The organism is Hydrogenophaga sp. (genome assembly GCF_048549895.1).
In the GTDB taxonomy this organism is placed as follows: domain Bacteria; phylum Pseudomonadota; class Gammaproteobacteria; order Burkholderiales; family Burkholderiaceae_C; genus Hydrogenophaga.
This window is the reverse complement of sequence record NZ_JBLYYB010000085.1, coordinates 1-21,791: the sequence shown is the minus strand read 5'-3', so window position 1 is coordinate 21,791 and position 21,791 is coordinate 1. Positions and strand designations below refer to the sequence as shown.

The following is a 21,791-nucleotide window of genomic DNA, read 5'->3' as shown; positions in this document are numbered from 1 at the left end:
GTTCCTGGGCTTCATCAGCTTCGTGCTCGTCGCTGATGGTCTGCGGTTGTGTTAACAGGCCCTAGTTGTTTGATCGCAAGTTTTGATGGTGCAATCTTTTACCTTGAATAGAAGAAAGCATTATGGGCCAGGTTCTGCACGGAAGTGCCACAACGACAAAGGTTGTCCGTCGATCAATACAAAATAGTCAACGCTTTCTGCGCGCCATGAAATCAACCTGAAAACGATAGTGAGGTGGAAGAAACGGACCCCGATCACAGGTCGGCCTATAGGGTCGCATGACTGCTTAGGGTCGGGAGTGCCACTTCGCCCATGGGACACCGGTCCTTCAACGAGGGCCTGGTGCCATCCACTTGCGAGTACCCGGTCTTGACGGGGAAGCGGTCACTGGCGTGGTCGATCGCTGCATGGCCGCTGACGACCATCCCTGCCGTTCGGACCGCCATCCGCGAGTGACTCAGTTCAGCCTTAAGCGGGTGCACACCGCGCGGTCACCGGCAGGTCCGCAGCGGTGGCTGCCGGTGATGTCGCCCCCCTGAGTTCTCGGTCTGGGCCTCACAACTGTCATCCAGGTATCCGTGAAATCTCGGACCCAATGGCCGGTTTCGAAGTACTGCTGACCTCGGGCACCAGTTGGTATTGCCGACACTGACCTGCCTCGCGGTCAGTGCCACCGAAGTGAATTGATGTACGCGAGGCCGAGAGAGCGAACGAACTCCGCATAGCTCGCCAGGAGTTGTGCAGAGCGTATTTGAGGGTGCGGGGCGGGCAATTTTTGATCAATTCGGCGTGAACTTGCTTGCGGGTTAATGAACCCTCAGCACCTCAAACTGCTGTCGGATGGACGCGACCTGTATCGACACCTCATCCCCCTCGCATTTACCCAGCATGGCCCTGCCCAAAGGGGCTTCGCTGCTGATGACCTGAACAAGCTGAGCGCCGCTGACCAACTTCATGCTGCCCCCATGCGGGCCGAGAAAGAGCTGTTGCCCCTTGTCGTCGGAATCGATCAGGCAGACCAGTGCGCCGAGCTGAATACCTTTGCTGGCATCGTAGGGGCGCGGGCGGAATTGGCGCCAATTGGCCATCGCCTGGCGGATGGCTTCGGCGCGACGAGCTTGGCCGGTGGCCAGGTAGGCGGCTTCGAGTCCCAATGTGTCGTATTTGTTTTCGGCGATGTTTTCTTCGTGAGTCGCCGTTTCATGGGCCGCCCGCGCTGCCTGTTCGGCTTGCAGCAGGTCTTCGGCGAGGCGTTCCAGCACCTGCTGCTGCAACAAGAATTTATCCATGATGAAAGGTGGGCATCTCGAACAAGCGGGGGGCAGGTCTTGATTGTGAGGGGCTCCACCAGCCTTCGACGCTGCAGGTCAACTTCAGCTATGGGCGGCGGTCGCTCGACCTTTCCATCCTCGAAAGACTGGTGGCCGCGGCGGCTGATAGTCAGGAGTGCAAGGTCACCGACAGCAAGCAGCCTTGACGCGACCCTCAAATCTCCCAGTGCGGCTTTTCAGCAGCGGCTACCGGTGCGTTCTACCAAGCGTACTCTCTCTGACTGCAACGAAGCGGCTGTTGGCACGGCGAAAGGCACGGGCTGGAATGGCGGTTGCACAAGGTACTTCGGTCCTGGAGCTTCTGTGACACGACTGGCACCGCGTTTCTGACCGCTTTCCGACCATCCGGACTGGCGGTATCGGCCCATTGTGGAGTTCTCTTACTTCTGCTGCGTACGAATGGGAGGCGGGTCACTGGGTTGCCGCATCACATGCCGGCGTAGTTGGGGCCACCGCCACCTTCGGGCGTGACCCACACGATGTTCTGCGTCGGATCCTTGATGTCGCAGGTCTTGCAGTGCACGCAGTTCTGCGCGTTGATCACCAGTTGGTCCGCGCCGTCCTTGTTCACGAACTCGTACACGCCGGCCGGGCAGTAGCGGCTCTCGGGTCCGGCGTACTTGGCCAGGTTGATCTGCACCGGCACGCTCGCGTTCTTGAGCGTCAGGTGCGCCGGCTGCTGCTCTTCGTGGTTGGTGTTGGACACGAACACGCTGGAGAGGCGATCGAAGGTGATCACGCCGTCCGGCTTGGGGTAGCTGATCTGCGGCATCTCGGCGGCCGGGCGCAGCTTGGTGTGGTCTTTGACCGTGTTGTGCAGCGTCCACGGCGGGTTGCTCACGCCCACCTTGGGCAGGAACCAGTGTTCCACCCCGGTCATGAGCTTGCCCAGCAGCGGGCTCTTCTTGAACCAGTTCTTGAAGTTGCGGTAGGTCCAGAGTTCTTCAAACAGCCAACTGGTCTTGAAGCCGGTCTCGAACGCGCTCAGCTCGTCGCTGCTGCGCCCGGCGGCCACGGCCTCGAACGCCGCTTCGGCACACAACATGCCGCTCTTGATGGCCGCATGGCTGCCCTTGATGCGCGCAGCGTTCAGGAAGCCGGCGTTGCAGCCGACCATGGCGCCTCCCGGGAACACCAGCTTGGGCAGGGCTTGGGGCGTGCCGTTGTTCAGCGCGCGCGCGCCGTACCCCAGGCGCTTGCCGCCTTCGATGTGGGCCTTGATGCTGGGGTGGGTCTTCCAGCGCTGCATCTCTTCGAACGGGCTCATCCACGGGTTCTGGTAGTCCAGACCGATCACATAACCCAGCGTGACCTTGTTGCCTTCGAGGTGGTAGAGGAAGCCGCCGCCGAAGGCATCGTCGTTCAGCGGCCAGCCGGCGGTGTGCACCACGAGGCCAGGCTTGGCCTTGTCGGCCGGGACCTCCCACAGTTCCTTGATGCCGATGGCGAAGGTCTGGGCGTCTTTGCCTTCGTCGAGCTTGAACTTGGCGATCAGTTGTTTGCCCAGGTGGCCGCGCGCACCTTCGGCGAACACGGTGTACTTGGCGTGCAGCTCCATGCCGATCTGGAAGCTCTCCATGGGCTCGCCGTCTTTGCCTACGCCCTGGTTGCCGGTGGCGACACCTTTGACCGAACCGTCGTCGTTGTAGAGCACTTCGGCGGCGCTGAAGCCAGGGAAGATCTCCACACCCAGGGCTTCGGCCTGTTCACCGAGCCACTTGGTCACCGCACCCAGACTGATGACGTAACAGCCGTGGTTGTCAAAGTTGCGCGGCATCAGCCAGTCGGGTGTGCGGGTGGCGCCGGTTTCACTCAGCACCAGCAGGTCATCGCCGGTCACGGGCTGGTTCAGCGGAGCACCGAGTTCCTTCCAGTTGGGAAAGAGTTCGGTGAGGGCTTTGGGGTCCATGACCGCGCCCGAGAGGATGTGAGCGCCTGGCTCGGAGCCTTTCTCCAGCACGCAGACGTTGCACTCGCTGCCCTTCTCGGCGGCGAGCTGTTTGAGGCGGATGGCGGTGGCCAGGCCGGCGGGGCCGCCGCCGACCACGACCACGTCGTATTCCATGGCTTCGCGTGGGCCGTAGGTGTTCAGGATGTCTTGGGGGCTCATGGGTGTGTCGACAAGGAGAAATCGAAAAAGTTAGAAGCAGAATGCTGTTGGTGAGACCGTGGACATCATTTCTGTCAAGACCAGGTCACGTGGGCCACGAACATGTATCCGGCGCCGTAAACGGTCTTGATGATCTTGGCGTTCTGCGGGTCTTCTTCAATCTTGCGGCGGATACGCGAGATACGCACGTCAATGCTGCGGTCCATGGGTGAGAGGTCCCGCTGCCCCATCAATTGCTCACGCGTCAAAATTTGATGGGGACGCTCCACAAATTCGCGCAATACCTGGGTTTCCGCGGTGCTGAGCAGGTGCTCAGAGCCGCTCGGTGAGGTCAGGGTGTTGGCAGCACAGTCGAGTGTCCAGCCCAAAAAGCTGGCGTACCTGCGCGGCTTGCTGTGGCTGGTGCTGCCTACCGGGCTGCTGCGTCTGAGGATGCTTCGCACACGCGCCACCAGTTCACGGGGCTCAAAAGGCTTGACGACGTAGTCATCGCTGCCCATTTCCAGACCCATGACGCGGTCATAGGGATGACCTCGACCGGTCAATACCAGCAGCCCACAGTGGTGCAGAGCGGTGACCTGTTTGATCAGTGTCACTCCGTCCATGTCTGGCAGGCCCAGGTCCAGGATGCATAGATCGGGTTGCTCGGTCTTGAGTCGACTCAGCAGGGAAGAACCATCGCGAAACCACTCCACCAGAAACTCGAAGTCCTCCAGGACCCGCATGACGACCCGTGCCACCTCTTCTTCGTCTTCGACGAGATAGATGAGATGACGGTTCGGGGAGGGCACGCAGTGGCTGGACATGGCGATCAGTCGCGAATCGAATGAAGCACCTCGTGGAGTTGCTCCTTGGTAAAGGGCTTTTGAATCAAAGGCACGCCTTTGATCGGATGAGCGCTGGCTGAGTAGCCACTCATGAGCACCACTTTGGCGATGTGTTCGAGCTCGCTGGCGCGGCGAATGACCTGCTGCCCATCAATCCCACCTGGCATGACCAGATCGGACAAGACCAGTTTCAGGTCGCAGGTCTTGGCGAGGATATCGAGCGCCTCTTGTCCGTTCTCTGCTTCAATCACCGAGTAGCCCAGCTCCAGCAGGTGTCGCCTGACCACCTTTCGGACGCTGACATCGTCTTCAACCAGCAAGGCCAAAGACGGTTGGGATTCCTCGGTTGGAGGTACGGCAGCATCGGCTGTATCGGGGGTCAGACCCACCGGTGAGGGTGACGGAATCAACGGCAACCACAGCCGCACCGTGGTGCCGATGCCGGGCTCACTGGAGACTTCGACGTTGCCACCGGACTGCCGCGCAAAACCGTACACCATGGCCATGCCAAGGCCAGAGCCCTGGCCCACCCGTTTGGTGGTGAAGAACGGCTCGAACACGCGCGACTGCGTGAGCGCGTCCATGCCGCAACCGTCATCGCTGACAGCGACGCAGGTGAACGGTCCAGGTTGCAGATTCAGCCTTTGTGCATGCAGGGAATCCAGCGTCTGGATTTCGCTTCGGATGATGATATGCCCTCTCGATTCGGTGGCGTCTTTGGCGTTGAGAATGAGATTGAGCAGGGCGTTTTGCAGTTGGTGCGGGTCCAGTGCACAGTGCGCGGGTGTGGCCTGAAGATCGAACGTCAAACTGAGGGTTGCAGGCAAGGTGTGTCGTACCAGCTTGTCCATTTTGTGCACGCAAGCATCGATATCCACCTCCGAGCTTTCAATGGGCTGTTGACGCGAAAAAGCGAGCAGTCCCTTGATCAGGTCTGAGCCCCTTCTTGCGGCTTCAATGGCGGGTGAAATGAACTCGTCCAGATGGTGTTTCACGTCCGGCTGGTTCGCCAGTGCCGCGAGGTTGCCCAAGACCACGGTCAGGATATTGTTGAAATCGTGAGACAGGCCGCTGGTTAGCTGCCCCAAGGCTTCCATTTTTTGGGCCTGGACCAGCATTTCATGGGATTTCCGCTCCTGGGTGATGTCAAAGGTCAACTCAAAACAACCGATGACCTGACCGGCTTCTTTCAACTCCGGAATGAGCGTCGTCCGCAGCAGCTTCCGGCCCCCAGCCAGCGTTGCCGCTTCATATTCAAAAGTCACCCGTTCACCGCGAAGGGCCTGCTTGATGAAGGGCTTGATCCGCGTGTAGGTTTCGATCCCGAGAAACTCTCGGGCACTGACTTGTTCGGGGCGGTTGGGATCGACACCAAACCAGTCGTGGTAACCGCGGTTGATGTAGCGATACACCAAGGTGGCATCAAAGTAGGCCACGAGCGCTGGAATGGAGTCGGTGATCAGTCTCATCTGGGCTTCGCTGCGCTCCAGAGACTCACCAAATTGACGTTTCAGGCGCAGTGCTTCTCGCAGTTGATCGTTGGTGCTCATCAGCTCGCGCGTGCGCTCGGCCACACGGGATTCGAGCAGTGCGTTTTGCTCGCGAATCAGGTTCTCCGATTGCCGTTGCCGCGTGATGTCCGAGTAGAGCGTGACGAATCCGTGCCCGGGACCGGGCACGCCGCGGATGTGCAGCACCGTGCCGTTGGGCCGGGTGCGTTCGATGTCGTGGGTCTTGAACGCTTTTGCCGCTTCCACTCGCTCACGCACATAGCCCTCGATATCGCCATCGCCGTACTCGCCCCGTTCGGCGTTGTAGCGCATGAAGCTCTCGAAGGGTCTGCCCACCTGTCCCATCTCGGGCGGAAACCCCAGCAGGTTCAAAAAGGCCTGGTTCCAGGCCACCAGGCGCAAGTTTTCGTCGATCAGGGTGAATCCCTGGTCAATCAAGTCCAGGCCCGCCTGCAACGAATCTTTGCGCCGGGCATCGACCCCGCCACTGCACGGGTCCGTACTTGTCACGTTTTGTCTCCTGCCAATCAGGGGCGATCGGTCTTGTGAATGGCCAAATTTTAGGAGCGGGGGAGCCAAAGCCCTGCACCTTGCAAACATTCGTCACATTCGGCGCGGATTGCTGCAAACATGCGCTCGGATGATGCGCTCCACAAACAGGTTGCCCGGTTGACCGACAGGTCGTTCAGCATGGGAAAACACGGAGACAAGCATGGATCGCATCAATCCCTACCAGTCCGGGCTGGAGAAGAACGCCGCCAATTTTGTGGCGTTGTCGCCGCTGAGCTTCATCGAACGCACGGCGCGCATTTATCCCCAACGCACCGCCATCATCTCCGGAGAACGGCAGCAAACCTGGGTCCAAACCTACACCCGCTGCCTCCGGCTGGCATCGGCACTATCCCGCCGAGGTGTGGGAACGGGCGACACCGTGGCCGCGATGCTGCCCAACGTGCCCGCCATGCTGGAAGCACACTTCGGCGTGCCCATGACCGGTGCGGTGCTCAACACCCTGAACACCCGACTTGATGCAGAGGCCATTGCCTTCATGCTGCGCCACGGTGAAGCCAAGGTGCTGCTGACCGATCGCGAGTTCTCCAAAGTCGTGGCGCAGGCGCTGGACATGTTGGGCAAAGAGGCTCCGCTGGTCATCGAGGTGGAAGATGACGAGGCGCCGGCGGGCAGCTACCTGGGTCAGCTCAGCTATGAAGCTCTGCTGGCTGAAGGGGACCCGGCCTTCGCGTGGCACCGCCCCGCCGACGAGTGGGATGCCATTGCGCTGAACTACACCTCGGGCACCACAGGCAACCCCAAAGGCGTGGTCACCCACCACCGGGGCGCGTACCTGAATGCGGCCAGCAACGTCATTTCGTGGCAGTTGCCGCACCACGCCACCTACCTGTGGACATTGCCCATGTTCCATTGCAATGGCTGGTGCTTCCCGTGGACCATGGCCCTGATTGCGGGCACCAGCGTGTGCCTGCGCCGGGTGGACCCAGCGCTGATTTACCCGTTGGTCCGCGAACACCACATCACCCACATGTGTGGCGCGCCCATCGTCTACAGCATGCTCGTCCATGCCCCAGCCGAGTTGCGTTGGGGCATTGAACACACCGTGCATGGGCTGATTGCGGGTGCAGCGCCACCGCCAGCGGTGTTCGAAGCCTGCGAGGCCGCTGGCATTGAGCTGACCCATGTTTACGGACTGACCGAGGTGTACGGCCCCGCCGCTGTCTGTGCCAAGCAGGACAGCTGGGCCAGCCTGCCTATTGAGGGGCGTGCCCAACTCAATGGGCGCCAAGGTGTGCCCTATCCGCTGCAAGAAGACGTGACCGTGCTCGACCCGCTCACGATGCTGCCTGTGCCCGCCGACGGCGAGACCATGGGCGAAATTTTCTTCAGGGGCAACGTGGTGATGAAGGGTTACCTGAAGAACCCAGCCGCCACCGAAGAAGCCTTTGCAGGCGGCTGGTTCCACACCGGCGACCTGGCCGTGATGCACCCCGACGGCTACGTCAAGATCAAAGACCGCAGCAAGGACATCATCATTTCCGGCGGCGAAAACATCAGCTCCATCGAGGTGGAAGATGCCCTGTGCCGCCACCCCGCCGTGATGCTGGCTGCTGTGGTAGCCCAGCCCGACGAAAAGTGGGGCGAAGTGCCCTGCGCCTTCGTCGAGCTCAAGACCGGTGCCGAGACCACCGAGGCCGACATCCTTGCGTTCTGCCGCACCCACCTGGCCCGATTCAAGGTGCCCAAGCGCGTGGAATTCGTGAGCTTGCCCAAAACTTCGACCGGAAAGATCCAGAAGTTTGTATTGCGCGACCTGGTCAAGTCGAGCTCGGCCATCGAATGACCCCTTCCCCGGAAACACCCATGTCTCAAGATCTGATTTTGGAAACCCGGGGGCTCTCGAAAGAGTTCCTCGGTTTCAACGCCGTGTCCGACGTGAACCTGAAGGTTCGCAGGGGCACCATTCATGCGCTCATCGGCCCCAACGGCGCGGGCAAGACCACGGTCTTCAACCTGCTGACCAAATTCCACCAGCCCAGTGCCGGGCAGATCCTGTTCAACGGCAACGACATCACCCGCGACAACCAGGTGCAAGTGGCTCGGCGGGGCATGATCCGCTCGTTCCAGATTTCGGCCACCTTCAGTCACCTGACGGTGCTGGAGAACGTGCGCGTGGCGCTGCAACGCACCCGGTCGGATTCGTTCAACTTCTGGTCGTCCGAGCGCAAGCTGAATGTCTTGAATGACCGGGCCATGGAGTTGCTGACAGAGGTGGACCTGGCCAGCTTCGCCGACACCATCACGGTGGAAATGCCCTACGGCCGCAAGCGCGCGCTGGAAATTGCCACCACCCTGGCGCTCAACCCCGATCTGATGCTGCTGGACGAACCCACCCAGGGCATGGGCCACGAAGACGTCGGCCGCGTGGTGGACCTCATCAAAAAGGTATCGACCAACCGCACCATCTTGATGGTGGAGCACAACCTGTCGGTGGTGGAGTCTTTGTGCCACACGATCACCGTGCTGCAACGCGGCTCTGTGCTGGCTGAAGGAAATTACGCCACGGTGTCCCAGGACCCCCGTGTGCTGGAAGCTTACGTGGGAGTCGAAGCATGAGCAGCGCATTCAAACCCGGCGGCGAAATGCTGCGCGTGACCGACTTGCACGCGTTCTACGGCGAGTCCCACATCCTGCACGGCATCGACTTGCAGGTGAACCGGGGCGAGCTGATCACCCTGCTGGGCCGCAACGGATCGGGCCGCTCGACCACGCTCAAAGCCATTCTGGGCCTAGTAGGCAAGCGCACCGGTTCTATCATGTTCAACGGCAACGAAGTCACGCGTATGCAGCCGCACACCATTGCCCGGCTGGGCATTGGCTACTGCCCTGAAGAACGTGGCATTTTTGCCGGGTTGAGCACGGAAGAAAACCTGATGCTGGCGCCTGTGGTGGCCAGCGGTGGCATGACGCTGGACGAGATCTACACCGTCTTCCCCAACCTGCTGGAGCGGCGCAACAGCCCGGGCACCCGCCTGTCAGGCGGCGAGCAGCAGATGCTGGCCATGGCGCGCATTTTGCGCACCGGTGCCAAGGTGTTGCTGCTGGACGAAATCACCGAAGGCTTGGCCCCCGTCATCGTCAAGAAGCTGGGCGAAGTCATCCGTCTGCTCAAGAGCCGGGGCTACACCATCGTGCTGGTGGAGCAGAACTTCCGCTTCGCCGCCCCGCTGGCCGACCGCCATTACGTGCTCGAACACGGCCATGTGGTGATGACGGTGCAGAAAAGCGAACTCGAAGCCCGAACCGGTGACCTGCACGACCTGCTGGGCGTGTGAACACCTGACGCAGGCCCCCGCGTTACCCAGGTCTACCCGTCTTTTCAACGGTTTCCCTTAAAGAGCCTGCCAGCAGCTCTGCCGCCTCCCTTTCATTCAACCCACTCAGGAGACTCGAATATGAAACTCACTCACATCGCAAAAACCGCCAGCCTGGCACTTGTTGCATTGGCCACCACCGCACAGGCCCAGGTTTCGGACGGCATGGTCAAGATCGGCGTGTTGACCGACTTGTCTGGCGTGTACTCAGACGTGTCGGGCCCGGGGACTGTCGTCGCGACCAAGATGGCTATTGAGGATTTCATCGCCTCCGAAAAACCCGGCTTCAAGGTGGAAGTGGTCTCCGCAGACCACCAGAACAAGGCCGATATTGCCGCCAACAAGGCGCGCGAATGGTTTGAACGAGACAAGGTGGATGTGGCATCTGAACTCGTGACCACCTCGGTCGCATTGGCCGTGCAGAAGATCGCCAAGGAAAAGAACCGCATCGCGCTGATTTCTGGGGCTGCCTCGACCGCCGTGACCAACGCCAACTGCAATGACGTGACCGTGCATTGGACCTACGACACCTATGCCGTGGCCAACGGAACAGCCAAGGCCGTCACCCAGGGCGGCGGTAAAAAGTGGTTCTTCCTGACGGCAGACTATGCCTTTGGCCACGCTCTGGAAAAAGACGCCAGCGCCGTGGTCAAGGCCAATGGTGGCGAAGTGGTGGGCACTGTGCGCCACCCTTTCCCTGGCTCTGATTTTTCATCTTTCCTGCTCAAGGCCCAGTCCTCCGGCGCGCAGGTCATCGGTTTGGCCAACGCCGGTGGCGACACCATCAACGCCATCAAACAGGCTGCAGAGTTCGGCGTGACGCCCAAGCAACCGCTGGCTGGCCTTCTCATGTTCATCACCGATGTGCACTCGCTGGGACTGAAGACCACGCAAGGCATGTACCTGACGGAGGGCTTCTACTGGGACTTGAACGACGAAACCCGTGCCTGGTCCAAGCGGTTCTTTGCGCAACACAAGCGCATGCCCACCATGGTGCAAGCGGGCCAGTACTCGTCGGTGATGCACTACCTGAAGGCGGTCAAGGCCATCAACAGCGATGACACGCCCAAGGTCATGGCCCAGATGAAGAAGATGCCTGTCAACGACTTCTTCGCCAAGAACGGCAAGATACGCGACGACGGCCGCATGGTCCATGACATGTACCTGCTGCAAGTCAAAAAGCCTTCTGAGTCCAAGACGCCTTGGGACTACTACAACGTGAAGGCCACCATTCCAGCGGCCGAGGCTTTTCAGCCCTTGTCCGAATCGACTTGCCCGCTGGTCAAGAAGTAAGTCACCAGGCCGCAGCCTTTGTGTACCCATCCCAACGGGATGGGCCGGGGCTGCGCGTGTCTTCAGGAACAAAGGAATCGGGTCATGGAAATCTTTGGCATCCCATCGCAGGCCTTTTTCGGCCAGTTGCTGCTGGGGCTGATCAACGGATCGTTTTACGCGGTGCTCAGCCTGGGGTTGGCCATCATCTTCGGCCTGCTCAACATCATCAACTTTGCCCATGGTGCGCAGTACATGCTGGGCGCGTTTGCCGCCTGGATGGGGCTGAACTGGCTGGGCATCAACTATTGGGCAGCGCTGGTGCTGGCGCCGCTGGTGGTGGGCCTGCTGGCCGTGGTGATCGAGCGGTCCATGCTGCGCCACCTCTACAAGCTGGACCACTTGTACAGCCTGCTGCTGACCTTCGGGTTGGCCTTGATCGCCGAGGGTGTGTTCAAGAACTTCTTTGGCGTGTCGGGCGAGTCGTATGAAGCGCCCGAAATCCTGGAGGGCGGTGTACATCTGGGCTTCATGTACCTGCCCATCTACCGTGCCTGGGTGGTGGTGGCCGCGCTGAGCGTTTGCGCCGCCGCCTGGTACGTGATCGAGCGCACGAGTCTGGGGGCCACGCTGCGCGCTGCCACCCAGCGACCAGACCTGGTGCAGGCACTCGGCATCAACGTGCCGGTGCTGGTGACCGCCACCTACGCCACCGGGGCTGCGCTGGCAGCGTTTGCCGGTGTGCTCGCCGCACCCATTCAACAGGTCAACCCCGTCATGGGTTCGAACCTGATCATCGTGGTGTTTGCGGTGGTGGTGATCGGTGGCATGGGCTCCATCCTCGGGGCCATCGTCACCGGTCTTGGCCTGGGCATCGTCGAGGGGTTGACCAAGGTCTTCTACCCCGAAGCGTCTGCCGTGGTCATCTTCTTGATCATGGTGCTGGTGCTGCTGGTCAAACCCGCTGGTCTGTTTGGCAAGCAAGCTTGAAGGATTCGATATGAACAACAACCGCGTGTTGCTGATGTTTGCGGCCATGCTCGTGGTGGGGGCTGTGGCACCCTTCCTCGTGTACCCCACTTTCTTGATGAAGCTCCTGTGCTTTGCCCTGTTTGCGTGTGCCTTCAACCTGCTGCTGGGCTTTTCGGGTCTGCTGTCGTTCGGGCATGCCGCGTTCTTCGGCGGCTCGGCCTACATCACTGGCTACCTGTGCCGCGACCTGGGACTCACGCCTGAACTGGGCGTGCTGGCCGGGGGGGTGTTCAGCGGCCTGCTGGGCGGCCTGTTCGGCTGGATCGCCATCCGCCGTGCGGGCATCTATTTCGCCATGATCACCCTGGGACTGGCCCAGCTGGTGTTCTTTCTGGCCATGCAGATGAAGTTCACCGGCGGCGAAGACGGCATGCAGGGCATTCCGCGCGGCATGCTGCTGGGCGTGTTCGACCTGTCGGACAACATCGCGATGTACTTCTTCGTGTTTGCCGTGTTCATGGCGGGGTTCTGGCTGGTGTACCGCACCATTCATTCGCCCTTCGGCCAGATTCTGAAAGCCATTCGCGACAACGAAGCCCGCGCCACCTCGCTGGGTTACGACGTGGACAAGTTCAAGTTGTTGGCTTTCGTCATTTCTGCTGCGCTGGCGGGGATGGCCGGCTCTACCAAGGCCTTGGTGTTTCAGTTGGCCTCGCTGGGCGATGTGCACTGGCACACCTCGGGCCAGGTGGTGCTGATGACCTTGATGGGCGGCCTGGGCACCGTGCTCGGCCCGGTGGCCGGGGCCGCGACCATCATTGGCCTGGAAAACCTGCTGGCCGACAAGGTGGGTTCCTGGGTCACCGTGATCATGGGCGGCATGTTCGTGGTGTGCGTGATGCTGTTCCGCCGGGGCATGGTGGGGGAGCTGGCCGCCATGCTCAACAAGAACGGCTTTAACCGTTCTGGCTCGGGTGGCCACTGATGCGGGGGCGGGTCCCTGGCCCGCCTGCCTGAGCAGACCGATCCCAGCCCTTTCGCATTCCACACCGGAGCCATTTCCATGAACGAACAATTCGGCCATGACATCGAAGACCTGTGCGTCGGTATGTCCGCCAGTTTTGCCAAGACCATCACCGAGGCCGACATCGTGCTGTTTGCCGGTGTCTCGGGCGACAACAACGCCGTCCACACCAACGAGGAATTTGCCGCTACCACGCCGTTTGGTGGGCGCATTGCGCACGGCTTTCTCACGGCCAGCGTGATTTCGGCTGCGGTGGCCAACCGCCTACCCGGCCCTGGCACGGTGTACCTCGGACAGCAGATGCGTTTCCTGGCCCCGGTGCGCCCCGGCGACACCGTCAAGGCCACGGTCACGGTGAAGTCGGTCAACACCGAAAAGGCCCGCGCCGTGCTCGAAACCGTGTGCCGCGTGCGCGATGTGGTGGTGGTGGACGGCGAAGCCACCGTCATGACCACTTCGTCCGCTCGCAGAGCGAAAGCCGCTCAGCAGGCTTGATGTCTTCCATTTTTTTACAGCAGGTGTCCGCATGAAAGTACTGGTCCCCGTCAAACGCGTGGTGGACTACAACGTCAAGGTGCGCGTCAAGGCCGACCAGTCCGGCATGGATCTGGCCAACGTCAAGATGAGCATGAACCCGTTTGACGAGATCGCGGTCGAAGAAGCCGTGCGCCTGAAAGAAAAGGGTGTCGTCACCGAGGTCATCGCCGTCTCCTGCGGCATCACGCAGTGCCAGGAAACCCTGCGCACGGCCATGGCCATCGGCGCCGACCGCGCCATCCTGGTGGAGACGTCTGAAGAACTGCAGCCCCTGGCCGTGGCCAAGCTGCTCAAGGCGCTGATGGACAAGGAACAGCCCGGTCTCGTGATCCTGGGCAAACAGGCCATCGACGACGACTGCAACCAGACCGGCCAGATGCTCGCCGCGCTGGCCGATCTGCCGCAAGGCACCTTTGCCAGCAAAGTGGAAGTGATCGACGGCAAGGTCAATGTGACCCGTGAAGTCGACGGCGGCCTGGAAACCCTGAGCCTCACGCTGCCGGCCATCGTCACCACCGACCTGCGCCTGAACGAGCCGCGCTACGTGACGCTGCCCAACATCATGAAGGCCAAGAAAAAGCAGATGGACATCGTCAAACCCGAAGACCTGGGTGTGGACGTGACACCGCGCCTGAAGACCCTGAAGGTCAGCGAGCCGCCGAAACGCGGTGCGGGCATCAAGGTGCCCGACGTGGCCACGCTGGTTGAGAAGCTCAAGAACGAAGCCAAGGTGATCTGACATGACCATACTGGTGATTGCCGAGCACGACAACACGTCGCTCAAGAATTCCACACTGAACACCGTCAAGGCCGCTGCGGAGATCAGCTTCTTCGGCAGCGGAGAGGTGCATGTGCTGATCGTGGGTCATCAGGCCCATTCGATGGCCCAGGCCGCCACCAACATCCAGGGCGTCAGCAAGGTGATCCATGCCGACGCCGAAGGCTTCGCCCACGGACTGGCCGAGAACATCGCCGCCCAGGTGCTCGCCATCGCCAGCGGCTACAGCCACATCCTGTTCCCCGCCACCGCCGCGGGCAAGAACGCCGCGCCGCGCGTGGCCGCCAAACTCGACGTTGCGCAGATCAGCGAAATCATCAAGGTGGTGAGTGCCGACACCTTTGATCGCCCGATCTACGCCGGCAACGCCATCACCACCGTGCAGAGTGGCGACGCCACCAAGGTCATCACCGTGCGCACCACCGCCTTCGACGCCGCGGGCCAGGGCGGCAGCGCCACGGTGGAAACCGTGACGGCCACAACGGGCAACGGCAAGAGTGCCTACCTGGGCAGCGAGATCGCCAAGAACGACCGACCCGAACTCACGGCGGCCAAGATCATTGTGAGTGGGGGCCGGGGTCTGGGTGGAGCAGAGAAGTTCAGCGAAGTGATGACCCCGCTGGCCGACAAGCTGGGCGCGGCCATCGGCGCCAGCCGTGCGGCGGTGGACGCGGGCTTTGCCCCCAACGACCTGCAAGTGGGCCAGACCGGCAAGATCGTGGCGCCTCAGCTCTACCTCGCTGTCGGCATCAGCGGTGCGATCCAGCACCTGGCGGGTATGAAGGACAGCAAGGTGATCGTGGCGATCAACAAGGACCCCGAGGCCCCGATCTTCAGCGTGGCCGACTACGGCCTGGAGGCCGACCTGTTCGCGGCCGTGCCGGAACTCATCAACAAGCTGTAGTCGTCATGCACCGCCGCTGTTACTCACAGGGCGTACGAATGTTGTCGTTGCGATCCCGGCATGGATCGATCGAGTGGTAGCAGAGTCAGCAATTTTCTATTTGGAGCCAGTTGGTATGAGTTACACAGTACCCGTCAAGGACATGATGTTCGCCATGACCCGAATCGCAGGGCTCGACAAGGTGACCGAGTTGCCCGGGATGGCAGATTTCGATGCTGAGACAGCCCAGGCGGTTCTTGAGGAGTCTGCCAAGTTCTGTCAGGACGTTGTGGCCCCTCTCAACCGGGTCGGCGACGTTCAACCCAGCAGCTGGAAGGACGGGGTGGTGACCACCACACCCGGATTCAAGGAGGCCTTTGCTCAGTTCGCTGAGGGCGGGTGGCAGGGGGTTATTCATCCGGCCGAGTATGGCGGCCAGGGCATGCCCAAACTGATCGCCACGGCGTGTGCGGAAATGCTGCACGCATCGAATCTGTCGTTTGCGCTGTGTCCCATGCTGACCGACGGCGCCATCGAAGCGCTGCTGACAGCCGGCTCTGATGAACTGAAGGCCACCTACCTGGAGAAGTTGGTCAGCGGCCAATGGACCGGCACCATGAACCTGACTGAGCCGCAGGCGGGCTCCGACTTGGCGGCTGTGCGCAGCCGGGCCGAGCCGCAGCCCGATGGCACCTACAAAGTCTTCGGCACCAAGATCTTCATCACCTACGGTGAACACGACATGGCCGAGAACATCGTCCACCTCGTGCTGGCCCGCGTGACCGGCGCGCCAGAAGGCGTCAAGGGCATCAGTCTGTTTGTTGTTCCCAAATTCCTGGTGAACGCCGATGGAACGCTTGGTGCACGCAACGACGTGCAATGCGTGAGCATCGAGCACAAGTTGGGCATCAAGGCGTCACCCACAGCCGTGCTGCAGTTCGGCGACGGCACGGACGGCGGAATCGCCGACAGCGCCGGACCTGGCGCTGTGGGCCACCTCGTCGGCGAGGAGAACCGAGGCCTCGAATACATGTTCATCATGATGAACGCCGCGCGCTTTGCTGTTGGACTTCAAGGCATCGCGGTGGCCGATCGGGCGTACCAGCAGGCCGTCTCGTACGCACGGGATCGGGTCCAGAGCCGCGACGTGGCGGGGTCACCCGCTGCAGTGACCATCATCCACCACCCGGATGTCAAGCGCATGCTGCTGGGTATGCGGGCCCAGATCGAAGGTGCCCGCGCATTGGCCTACTTGGCCGCGGCGACTTCGGACCTGGCGCATCACGCCTCCAGCCCAGGGATGCGTCGAGAGCAGCAAGCCATCTACGAGTTTCTGGTCCCTGTGGTCAAGGGCTTTTCCACCGAGATGTCCATTCAGGTGGCCAGCATGGGCGTGCAGGTGCATGGGGGCATGGGCTTCATCGAAGAGACGGGTGCTGCTCAGCACCTGCGCGATGCCCGAATCCTGACCATCTACGAAGGCACCACCGCCATTCAGGCCAACGACTTCGTTGGAAGAAAGACCGTCCGTGATGGTGGCGCCGTGGCCAGGGCCATCTGCATGCAGATCGCCATGACCGAAGAAGATCTCGGGGCGCATTCGGAAGTTGAATGCGCCGTCATGCGCCACGCGCTGCGCCACGCCCGCGAGGCCATGTTGCAGACGGTGGACCATGTGGTGACCCATGCCAAAGCCGATCCAGGGGGCGTGTACGCAGGCGCCGTGAACTACCTCCAAGTGGCGGGTCTGCTGCTCACGGGATGGATGTTGGCTCGGTCCATGATGGCCTCGCTCGACGCGATGTCCGAAGACCCGGACTTCCACGAAGCGAAAGTGCTCATGGCCCGCTTCTATGCCGAGTCGATCCTCCCGGGCGCCACATCTTTGGCCCAGACCGTCATCAATGGGGGGGAAACCATCGCTCGCGCAAAGGTGGGCATGTTCTAGCGCCTGCCATTTCAACTGCCTTCAATACACAACGAATAGGAAGCCTTCGTCATGAACGGTCAAATGATGCAGCTGCCATTGCTGACTTCTTCGCTCCTGGTGCATGCCCAGCGGCATCACGGCGATCAGGAAATCGTGTCTCGTCGAGTAGAAGGCGACGTTCACCGCTACACCTACGCCGATCTGGCGCGACGGGCACGTCAGTTGGCGAATGCGGTGGCAGCGCTGGATGTGACTGAGGGTGGCCGAGTGGCTACGCTTGCCTGGAACGGTTACCGCCACATGGAGTTGTATTACGCCGTATCGGGATCAGGCAGGGTGCTCAACACCATCAACCCGCGCCTGCATGCCGATCAGGTGACCTACATCGCCGACCATGCTGAAAACGAGGTGCTCTTCTTCGATATCACCTTCCTTCCACTGGTTGAGTCCATTGCTGACCGTGTCAGCACGGTGCGCCATTTTGTGGCCCTGATCGACAAGGACAAGATGCCATCCAGTAGCCGCATCCCCAACTTGTTGTGCTACGAGGACTTGGTGGAGGCGCAGAGCGCCAGTTACGACTGGCCGATGCTGGACGAGCAGACGGCTGCCACGTTGTGCTACACGTCGGGAACCACGGGCAATCCGAAAGGCGTTCTCTACAGCCACCGGTCGACCTTGCTGCACACGTTTGCAGCGGCCTTGCCAGACAGCCTGGGTTGCTCTGCGGCAGACGTCATCCTGCCGGTGGTACCGATGTTCCATGTGAATGCGTGGGGGCTGCCCTATGCCGCATGCATGACTGGAGCCAAGTTGGTCATGCCTGGGGCTGGCCTGGACGGCAAGTCGCTCTATGAGCTTTTCGAAGCCGAAGGCGTGACCATGGCTGCTGGCGTGCCCACCGTGTGGCAGGGCTTGCTCAACCATGTGCAGAGCAATGGCTTGAAATTCAGCACCATGCGTCGCACCGTGATCGGTGGTTCTGCGTGTCCCCCGGCGATGGTTCGGACCTTTGAACAGGACTACAACGTTCACGTTGTGCATGCGTGGGGGATGACCGAACTCAGTCCTCTGGGGACCGTGTGCGCATTCAAGGCCAAGCACCTCGCTCAAAATGCTGAGCAACGCCAGGCGGTTCAAGCGAAACAGGGGCGAGCGGTCTTTGGTGTGGACATGAAAATCGTCAGTCCTGATGGAGCCGAGTTGCCATGTGATGGGGTGCAGACGGGGGACCTTCTGGTCCGCGGACACTGGGTGGTGTCGCGCTATTTCAAGGAAGAGGGCGAAGAGCATCTCCAGGATGGGTGGTTTCCCACAGGCGACGTGGCCAAGATCGACCCGGATGGCTACATGCAGATCACGGACCGCAGCAAGGATGTGATCAAGTCTGGCGGCGAATGGATCGGTTCCATCGATCTGGAGAACATCGCCATGGCACACCCAGCGGTGGCCATGGCAGCGTGTATCGCGGCCAAACACCCGAAATGGGATGAGCGCCCTTTGCTCGTTGTCATGCTCAAGCCTGGCGGCCAGGTGACGCGTGATGAACTGCTGGCCTTTTACGACGGGAAGATCGCCAAGTGGTGGACGCCAGACGATGTGGCCTTCGTTGACAGCATCCCGTTGGGTGCGACGGGGAAGATGCTCAAACACCGTTTGCGCGAACAGTTCAAGGACTACCACCTGCCTACCGCGTGAGGTTTGTCGCCAATGGCATTGCTGCGCCATGCGCTGGAACAAGTCCGTCAAGCCCAATCTATCCGGAGAATCTCCATGAGCCGTGAAGTCGTCGTCGTCAGCGCAGTCCGTACCGCCATCGGTACCTTTGGCGGCAGCCTCAAAGACAGCCCGCCCACCGAACTCGGTGCCCTGGTCGTGCGCGAGGCCCTGGCCCGCGCCAGCACCGACGGCAAGGAGGTCGGCCATGTCGTCTTCGGTCACGTGGTCAACACCGAGCCCAAGGACATGTACCTCTCGCGCGTGGCCGCCATCAACGGCGGTTGCGCCGAAGCCACGCCCGCCTTCAACGTCAACCGGCTCTGCGGCTCGGGCCTGCAGGCCATCGTGAACGCCAGCCAGAGCATCCTGCTGGGCGACTGCGACGTGGCCATCGGCGGCGGCGCCGAGTGCATGAGCCGTGCGCCGTTTGCCAGCCTCAACATGCGCTGGGGCGCGCGCATGGGCGACACCAAGATGGTGGACATGATGATCGGCGCGCTGCACGACCCCTTCCACAACATCCACATGGGCGTGACGGCCGAGAACGTGGCCGCCCAGTACGGCATCACCCGCGAAATGCAGGACGCGCTGGCCGTCGAGAGCCACAACCGCGCCGAGCGCGCCACCACCGAGGGCCGTTTCAAGGAACAGATCGTCCCGGTGCTGCTCAAGAGCCGCAAAGGGGATGTGTCCTGGGCGACCGACGAACACTTCCGCCCCGGCTGTAAGCCCGAAGACATGAGCAAGCTCAAGCCGGTGTTCATCAAGGAAAACGGCACCGTCACCGCCGGCAACGCCTCGGGCATCAACGACGCGGCCGCGGCCGTGGTGCTGATGGACGCCAAGGCCGCCCAGGCCCGCGGTGCGAAGCCGCTGGCGCGTCTGGTCGGCTACGCCCACACCGGCCTGGACCCCAAGATCATGGGCGTGGGCCCGATCTCGGCCACACAGGCGGTGCTCAAGCGCACCGGTCTCACCGTCAACGACTTGGACGTGATCGAAGCCAACGAAGCCTTCGCCGCCCAGGCCTGCGCCGTCACCAAGGAACTGGGCCTCGACCCGGCCAAGGTCAACCCCAACGGCTCGGGCATCTCGCTGGGCCACCCGATCGGCGCCACCGGCGCGCTGATCACCGTCAAGGCGCTGTATGAGCTGCAGCGGGTCAACGGTCGCTACGCTCTGGTGACGATGTGCATCGGCGGCGGTCAGGGCATCGCCGCGATCTTCGAGCGGATCTGATCAAGCCAGGGCAAATGACGAACTCAGTTGCATGACCACCGGCCTAGCGACTGCCGGAATCGGGTCTTTGGTCCATACAGCTTGTTCTGGGGGTATGTGCTCACACGACGATAGCGGATGCCTTCGGCAATCCGTCTCTTTTTAGAGTTGCCAAACGCGAAGGCAGCACAGAGACATCAAGTTGCGTTTTTGGAGGCCGCGTACCGGTTTGATGTGGCTGCTGGGCTTCGGTCCTTGACGCTGCAACGGGTTTGATGCTTCTTTATTGGCGAACTTTGTGGGGGCGTCCCAACGATCGCTTTCCAAACGACGAATGGTGATGCTGGTCTTGTGCAGTGGCTGGGGCCAAAATGCCTCACCTTCCTCACTGGGGGCACATTTGGGGGCACAATCATTTGGCTGTTTGGCGCAAGTCCAGTGTTCTCAAGGCTTCCGGACGTTCATGTGAACTCCTCTCGCCCGCCAGACAAGAAAACAGAACGCTCCTCAGGGCGCGAACTTGCAGCAAAACGCGCCTCAGGGCGCGTTTTTGTTTTTCTGCGATCGGCAGATCTTCCGTGACACGCCTCGGGGGTACGCACCCCGCAGAATGCGGACATGTCTTCAACCAACACCCCCACAGCGCCACTGTCCACCTCGGCATTCGCCACGCTTTTGCTCATCGCTTTCATGATGGGCGCCAACCACGTGGCGGCCCGATTGGCTTTTGATAACGGTGTGAGCGTGGCCACGGCGGTGGCATTTCGCAGCGGCGTCACAGCACTCGTGGTGGGCCTGATCGTGCTGGTGTACCGGGTGCCGGTGCGCTTGCAGGCGCGCCACCGCAAAGCACTGCCCGCCATCGGTTTGCTGGTGGGCGTGCAGAGTTTGTGTCTGTACGCCTCGGTGGCGCGGTTGCCGGTGGCGTTGGCCTTGCTGGCTTTCAACACCTACCCGCTGTGGACCGCGTTGTGGGCGCGTGTGGTGTACGGGCAGCGACCCCAGCCGCGCGTGTTGCGCGCCATGCCGGTGATGCTGCTCGGGCTGGCGTTGGCCCTCGATGTGTCAGGCGCAGCCTCCGGGCTGGGTGCCTCGGGGCATTGGGCGCAGATCGGTGTGGGCGTGGCCTTTGCCCTGGCAGCCGCGGCCACCTTTGGTCTTGCGCTCGTGATCACGCAACACGAAACCGGTGATCTGGATGGGCGCCTGCGCACGGCCACAACCATGACCACGGTGGGCATCATGGCGTTGATCGCGTGCGGTGTGCAGGGCGGTCTGGCGTTGCCGCAGGCTCCTGTGGGTTGGTGGGGCCTGCTCGGCCTGACTGTGCTGTATGGCACCGCGTTCACCATCATGTTCACGGTGTTGCCCAAGCTGGGCGTGGTGGGCAACTCGGCCATCATGAACATCGAACCGATCTTCGCGCTGGTGCTGGCCTGGGCGATCCTGGGCCAGTCGATTGCGGCGGTGCAGGTGGCGGGTGGCCTGCTGGTCGTGGCCACGGTGATGTGGCTGGGGTTGCGCAAGGGCTGAAGGCCGCAGCGTCGGGGAACGGCTAGGGCCTGTTAACACAACCGCAGACCATCAGCGACGAGCACGAAGCTGATGAAGCCCAGGAACATCAGGTCGAGCTTCTCGAACCGCGAGAAGATGCGGCGATAGCCTTTGAGTCGACGGAACAAGCGCTCGACCTCGTTGCGACGCTTGTACATCTCGCGGTCGTACTCCCAAGGTTCGATCCGCGTCTTCATTGGTGGCACCACTGGAATGAAACCCAGATCCAGTGCCAACT

General features: G+C 61.5%; 17 protein-coding genes and 2 pseudogenes. 14 read left to right on the top strand and 5 right to left on the bottom strand.

Features of this window, described 5'->3' with window-relative positions:
* Positions 1-122: 122 nt before the first annotated feature.
* Positions 123-274, top strand: a pseudogene (locus ACN4F8_RS09530) (IS481 family transposase); the annotation flags it as partial.
* Between the two features lie 532 nt (positions 275-806).
* Here the strand turns inward: ACN4F8_RS09530 and ACN4F8_RS09525 are convergent.
* The 4 genes from ACN4F8_RS09525 to ACN4F8_RS09510 all read right to left on the bottom strand — a co-directional run bounded on the left by ACN4F8_RS09525 (position 807) and on the right by ACN4F8_RS09510 (position 6,289).
* On the bottom strand, positions 807-1,289 hold the full coding sequence (locus ACN4F8_RS09525; protein WP_419473358.1) for a GreA/GreB family elongation factor: 483 nt from the start codon (positions 1,287-1,289) through the stop codon (positions 807-809).
* Between the two features lie 469 nt (positions 1,290-1,758).
* Positions 1,759-3,441 (bottom strand): electron transfer flavoprotein-ubiquinone oxidoreductase, encoded by a 1,683-nt coding sequence (locus ACN4F8_RS09520; protein WP_419473357.1) that lies wholly within the window; start codon positions 3,439-3,441, stop codon positions 1,759-1,761.
* Between the two features lie 74 nt (positions 3,442-3,515).
* A complete protein-coding gene (locus tag ACN4F8_RS09515) occupies positions 3,516-4,247 on the bottom strand; it encodes a response regulator transcription factor (RefSeq protein WP_419473356.1) in 732 nt (243 codons plus the stop codon).
* Positions 4,248-4,252: 5 nt separating this feature from the next.
* A complete protein-coding gene (locus tag ACN4F8_RS09510) occupies positions 4,253-6,289 on the bottom strand; it encodes a PAS-domain containing protein (protein WP_419473355.1) in 2,037 nt (678 codons plus the stop codon).
* A gap of 202 nt (positions 6,290-6,491) precedes the next feature.
* Here ACN4F8_RS09510 and ACN4F8_RS09505 point away from each other — a divergent pair, with 202 nt between their 5' ends.
* The 13 genes from ACN4F8_RS09505 to ACN4F8_RS09445 all read left to right on the top strand — a co-directional run bounded on the left by ACN4F8_RS09505 (position 6,492) and on the right by ACN4F8_RS09445 (position 21,532).
* On the top strand, positions 6,492-8,135 hold the full coding sequence (locus tag ACN4F8_RS09505; RefSeq protein WP_419473354.1) for an acyl-CoA synthetase: 1,644 nt from the start codon (positions 6,492-6,494) through the stop codon (positions 8,133-8,135).
* Positions 8,136-8,155: 20 nt separating this feature from the next.
* A complete protein-coding gene (locus tag ACN4F8_RS09500; protein WP_419473353.1) occupies positions 8,156-8,908 on the top strand; it encodes an ABC transporter ATP-binding protein in 753 nt (250 codons plus the stop codon).
* Positions 8,905-9,627 (top strand): ABC transporter ATP-binding protein, encoded by a 723-nt coding sequence (locus ACN4F8_RS09495; protein WP_419473352.1) that lies wholly within the window; start codon positions 8,905-8,907, stop codon positions 9,625-9,627. Before ACN4F8_RS09500 ends, ACN4F8_RS09495 begins: the two co-directional genes overlap by 4 nt.
* 120 nt (positions 9,628-9,747) lie before the next feature.
* Positions 9,748-10,959: an ABC transporter substrate-binding protein gene (locus ACN4F8_RS09490; protein ID WP_419473351.1), complete on the top strand. Its 1,212-nt coding sequence runs from the start codon at positions 9,748-9,750 to the stop codon at positions 10,957-10,959.
* Between the two features lie 84 nt (positions 10,960-11,043).
* Complete coding sequence (locus tag ACN4F8_RS09485) at positions 11,044-11,928, top strand: branched-chain amino acid ABC transporter permease (protein ID WP_419473350.1); 885 nt, start codon at positions 11,044-11,046, stop codon at positions 11,926-11,928.
* A 10-nt stretch (positions 11,929-11,938) separates the two neighbouring features.
* On the top strand, positions 11,939-12,895 hold the full coding sequence (locus tag ACN4F8_RS09480) for a branched-chain amino acid ABC transporter permease (RefSeq protein ID WP_419473349.1): 957 nt from the start codon (positions 11,939-11,941) through the stop codon (positions 12,893-12,895).
* Positions 12,896-12,973: 78 nt separating this feature from the next.
* Complete coding sequence (locus ACN4F8_RS09475; protein WP_419473348.1) at positions 12,974-13,429, top strand: MaoC family dehydratase; 456 nt, start codon at positions 12,974-12,976, stop codon at positions 13,427-13,429.
* A gap of 31 nt (positions 13,430-13,460) precedes the next feature.
* Positions 13,461-14,210, top strand: a complete 750-nt coding sequence (locus tag ACN4F8_RS09470) for an electron transfer flavoprotein subunit beta/FixA family protein (RefSeq protein ID WP_419473347.1) — start codon at positions 13,461-13,463, stop codon at positions 14,208-14,210.
* 1 nt (position 14,211) lies between these two features.
* Positions 14,212-15,153, top strand: coding sequence for an electron transfer flavoprotein subunit alpha/FixB family protein (locus ACN4F8_RS09465; protein ID WP_419473346.1), 942 nt, complete (start codon positions 14,212-14,214; stop codon positions 15,151-15,153).
* A gap of 115 nt (positions 15,154-15,268) precedes the next feature.
* Positions 15,269-17,080: an acyl-CoA dehydrogenase gene (locus tag ACN4F8_RS09460; protein WP_419473345.1), complete on the top strand. Its 1,812-nt coding sequence runs from the start codon at positions 15,269-15,271 to the stop codon at positions 17,078-17,080.
* Between the two features lie 51 nt (positions 17,081-17,131).
* The gene (locus tag ACN4F8_RS09455) at positions 17,132-18,760 is read left to right on the top strand and encodes a 3-(methylthio)propionyl-CoA ligase (protein ID WP_419473344.1); all 1,629 of its coding nucleotides are present in this window, start codon (positions 17,132-17,134) and stop codon (positions 18,758-18,760) included.
* Between the two features lie 75 nt (positions 18,761-18,835).
* Positions 18,836-20,020 carry a beta-ketothiolase BktB gene (bktB, locus tag ACN4F8_RS09450; protein WP_419473343.1) on the top strand — a complete coding sequence of 395 codons (1,185 nt, stop codon included), beginning with the start codon at positions 18,836-18,838 and terminating at the stop codon, positions 20,018-20,020.
* 597 nt (positions 20,021-20,617) lie between these two features.
* Positions 20,618-21,532 (top strand): DMT family transporter, encoded by a 915-nt coding sequence (locus tag ACN4F8_RS09445; protein WP_322272250.1) that lies wholly within the window; start codon positions 20,618-20,620, stop codon positions 21,530-21,532.
* A gap of 32 nt (positions 21,533-21,564) precedes the next feature.
* On the opposite strand, the pseudogene ACN4F8_RS09440 reads toward ACN4F8_RS09445, so the two are convergent.
* Positions 21,565-21,791 (bottom strand): annotated as a pseudogene (locus tag ACN4F8_RS09440) (IS5/IS1182 family transposase); the annotation flags it as partial.